Origin of the sequence: Alicyclobacillus contaminans DSM 17975, from assembly GCF_000429525.1 — a bacterium.
Taxonomy (GTDB): Bacteria; Bacillota; Bacilli; order Alicyclobacillales; family Alicyclobacillaceae; genus Alicyclobacillus_A; species Alicyclobacillus_A contaminans.
Genome location: NZ_AUCA01000084.1, coordinates 1 through 3,874, shown reverse-complemented (window position 1 = coordinate 3,874; position 3,874 = coordinate 1). Strand labels below are relative to the sequence as shown.

The 3,874-nt window shown below is 47.5% G+C and carries 2 protein-coding genes; one reads left to right on the top strand and one right to left on the bottom strand.

Annotation, left to right across the window (positions count from 1 at the left end):
- Positions 1-29 precede the first annotated feature (29 nt).
- Complete coding sequence (locus G463_RS21195) at positions 30-2,054, bottom strand: AAA family ATPase (protein WP_051322411.1); 2,025 nt, start codon at positions 2,052-2,054, stop codon at positions 30-32.
- A 491-nt stretch (positions 2,055-2,545) separates the two neighbouring features.
- Between G463_RS21195 and G463_RS21190 the strand changes: the two genes are divergently transcribed.
- The coding region (locus G463_RS21190; RefSeq protein WP_156900285.1) for a type I restriction-modification system subunit M at positions 2,546-3,874 on the top strand (1,329 nt) is incomplete at its 3' end.

The window sequence follows — 3,874 nt, the reverse complement described above, 5'->3', positions numbered from 1 at the left end:
TACCAGAAAATGAGGGTGTTTTTGCCTTTTCAGCGCCTGAAATCCCAGTCGCACCAAGGATTTATTGACTCAGACCGGGTGCGAAACTTGAGTAACTTTAACTTACCCAAGAGTCGCTTGTTTAAACGCTTCAGCTCGCGTGTAATTTGTGCGGCACGCTCAGATCTCAACTTGGATAGATTTTCATTAATTGTCTTTCGTTCTGCCTTTAAGTCGGCTATAATCTTTGTCTGATTCTCAATCAGCGCTCGCTTTGGTCGAATGCGCTCGATCTCTTTCACTAAATTTTGAAACTCTATACCTATCTCCTTTCCGCTCTTACCCTCTGAAGAGGGTAATTCCTTAAAGGTATCTTCAAGGGTACTCTCGTTCTTTTGAATTGCAGCATGCAACTCTTGAGCAATAGAGGCGACCAGATTATTTGAGGCGGTATACTTCTCATACCATTGGGTTAATAAGATTTCCGCATCGTGACGTATCCTGTCTAAAGCCGTACGCATTTTGCGAAGTACTTCAGCGTGGGGAAGATGTTCGACGTTCGCGTCATTTAGGAAAACCGTATTTGGTAAGCTATCGCGCACTGATTGAAATGCCCTATTAAGATCCGGCACTACCTCTTCTGTAACTCTTTTCATCAGGAGCTTTTCCTCTTCAAGCAGCGGAACCATTTTTAGTTTTTCCTCTAACCCTAATGCCTTAAAATGACCTAACTGTTCTTCCAGTTTTGGAAGACGAGAGACCTCATCCTGAACTTCAGCCATGTTATTCCATGCCTCAACGAGTTTACTTCTGTTCTCTTTCAAACGTCTTAGATTTTCTTCGATGCGAGTCTGCAGTTCTTGATCTTTGATCTTGAGGAAGCCTGCAAGCAATTGCCGCTGACTGTCCTCATCTTGAGCAACTTCATAAACCTCGTTTTGCCCGAATATCTTGACTTCGGGCAATAGATCGGAAGGCGTAAGTGCCGATATATTACCATCCTCATCTATCACCACGGGATTCTCTCCGAAGCGACGAGCAACTGTAAAACGCTTTCCATTCATTCGGGATGAACGGATAACTAGTTCAATTCGCGCCTTCGACTTGCCCACGTTTTCCCTGATGATGTCATCATGCTGTTTTTGGGCCCTTTTGCCTGTCGCCGCAAGTCCCAACGCATATCGAATGCATTCAAGCAACGTGGACTTCCCCGTGCCTCGTCCCCCAATCACTGCGTTCAGATGTTCCGATAGCTCAATGTCGATCCCGTCCAAGTAGCCACCCGTTACTTTCAATCTTTCAATACGGGAGTAGTAATTCTCGGAAACGTCACTGTTTAAACGCACTCGGGATTCCGCATCCTGAAATGCTAACTTAAAAGAATCAAAACATGGGCGAGTCATTTTGATTAAGCAGGAGGCTTTTGGATTAGCCAGATCCTCGGGCCTAGCAACATCTTTAGCATTAATAATGGCAATTGGAGTTTCGCGCCGATAGTCGGGGTTCTTGTTCAGTAGTATCTGTTTGAAACCATTATCACCCCCCAGCTCATCCAATGTGCCTGGTATCTGCGCAGCCTTGAGTTTTGGGTCCCGCCAAACGTGATTTAGTTTGCGATTCAGTACCCCATTATCATCTGTACAGTGTGCTGCATAAATAAACCCTTGTAGTTCATCCACCTTCGAAACAATCTGCACAGCGCTTAGTTTCGATGGTTGGGTGGGATTATGAATATCAACTTCAAGCTTTGCCATAATGCTTATAAGTTCGTCTCTGGTGGTTTCCTCATTGAATAGACAAACAAAATGAGCCTTTTCGCTAGAGGCAATCTCAAACCCTGGGAACACCAATATACCGTTTTGGTTCATGATATTCCGGATAGGATCGACTCCATCTACATTCCCATGGTCTGCGAGCCCAATCACCCGAATATTGTTCTCCTTAGCGACACGTAAAAGTTCACGATTGTATTCTTCTTCAGTCAAATTATGGTCAGCTCCACGATAAGTAATATAGCTCGACGGGTTGACTTGCAAAGCGCATTTCCAAAACTTGGCCTTCGTGTGTTGTTCCATGTGTAACCTCCATACTTACTTTTTCCTGTGTGTCGAGAAATGTTGTTAAGACGCAGATGCCAAGGAGTAAGTGGAGTAGGCTATGAGCTACAATGCTCCCTGTATATTTGGTATTCATGCACTATATGGTCTCCACACCGTACACACGAAAACGAATCTCCTGTAAGCCTGTTCTGGTATTATTTTATCAGAAGCGATATCGTTCCGGGGATCAGCTTGTCCAACGGAAAAGAGGCAAATGCCCGGTTGAAGATTGACCTTCAATTCCGGCAGGTGTGTTGAACCCAGCGATGTGGCTCAGGTATAGCAAGAATCATCTGTGGGGTCCAATTACATCTTCGGCGCGCAGTAACACAATCTACTGTGTAAGCCACAAGCTTATTGTCCATTACCTGTAGCATTTTGTATAGGGATCTTGTTGAATATAATCCTTAGACAATGATCTGTGTGAAAACAGCCTACATTTCTCTTCAGTAACGGAGTGGATGAATATGGAACAGTCTCAACTGAACTGGATTGTCAATTTTATCTGGAACATAGCGGACGATGTGCTCCGTGACCTCTATGTGCGTGGCAAGTATCGGGACGTGATTCTGCCTATGACGGTATTGCGTCGTCTCGACGCAGTCTTGGAGCCGACCAAGCAGGCCGTCCTGGAAATGAAAGCCTCACTCGACCGGGCAGGAATCACCAATCAAGACGGCGCTCTCCGCCAAGCTGCAGGCCAAGCATTTTACAACACGTCGAAATTCACCCTGCGGGATCTGCGACACAGGGCTAATCAGCAGCAGCTAAAGTCCGATTTCGAGGCGTATTTAGATGGATTTTCTTCAAATGTACAAGATATCCTAGATAACTTCGAATTCCGTAACCAGATCCCGCGCCTGTCCAAAGCAGACGCACTCGGAAAGCTGATTGAGAAATTTCTTTCTCCCGATATTAATTTAAGCCCTTACCCTGTCCTGAACGCTGACGGGTCGGTCAAGCATCCCGGTCTAGACAACCATGCCATGGGCACCATCTTCGAGGAACTGGTGCGCCGCTTCAATGAAGACAACAACGAGGAAGCGGGCGAGCACTGGACTCCGCGCGATGCCGTGAAGCTTATGGCGCGACTCATCTTTCTGCCCGTCGCCGACGAGATCGAATCGGGCACTTACCTGCTTTATGACGGTGCTTGCGGTACCGGCGGCATGCTCACTGTTGCGGAAGAAACCCTGCAGCAGCTCGCCCGAGAGCACGGCAAGGAGGTATCCACTCATCTCTACGGTCAGGAGATCAACGCGGAGACCTATGCCATCTGCAAGGCCGATCTGCTTCTCAAGGGTGATGGAGACGCCGCGGACAACATTGTGGGTGGCCCTGAACACTCCACGCTCTCAAACGACGCTTTCCCCTCCCGTGAGTTTGACTTCATGCTCTCCAATCCGCCGTACGGGAAAAGCTGGAAGAGCGACCTGGAACGCATGGGCGGCAAGAGCGGAGTGAAAGATCCTCGCTTTGTCGTGCAGCACAAGGGGGAGGAATTATCGTTACTCACTCGTACCAGCGACGGTCAAATGTTATTCCTTGTGAACATGCTCTCAAAGATGAAGCGCTCGACTCGTCTAGGTAGCCGAATTGCTGAGGTACACAATGGGTCTGCACTCTTTGCCGGCGACGCGGGTCAGGGCGAGAGTAATATCCGCCGCTGGATTCTCGAGAATGACTGGTTGGAAGCAATCATAGCCCTACCGCTCAACATGTTCTACAACACAAATATAGCAACCGTATTGAACCCCACATTGTCAAGACAGATGGGATGGCTTTTAAGAAAGAGA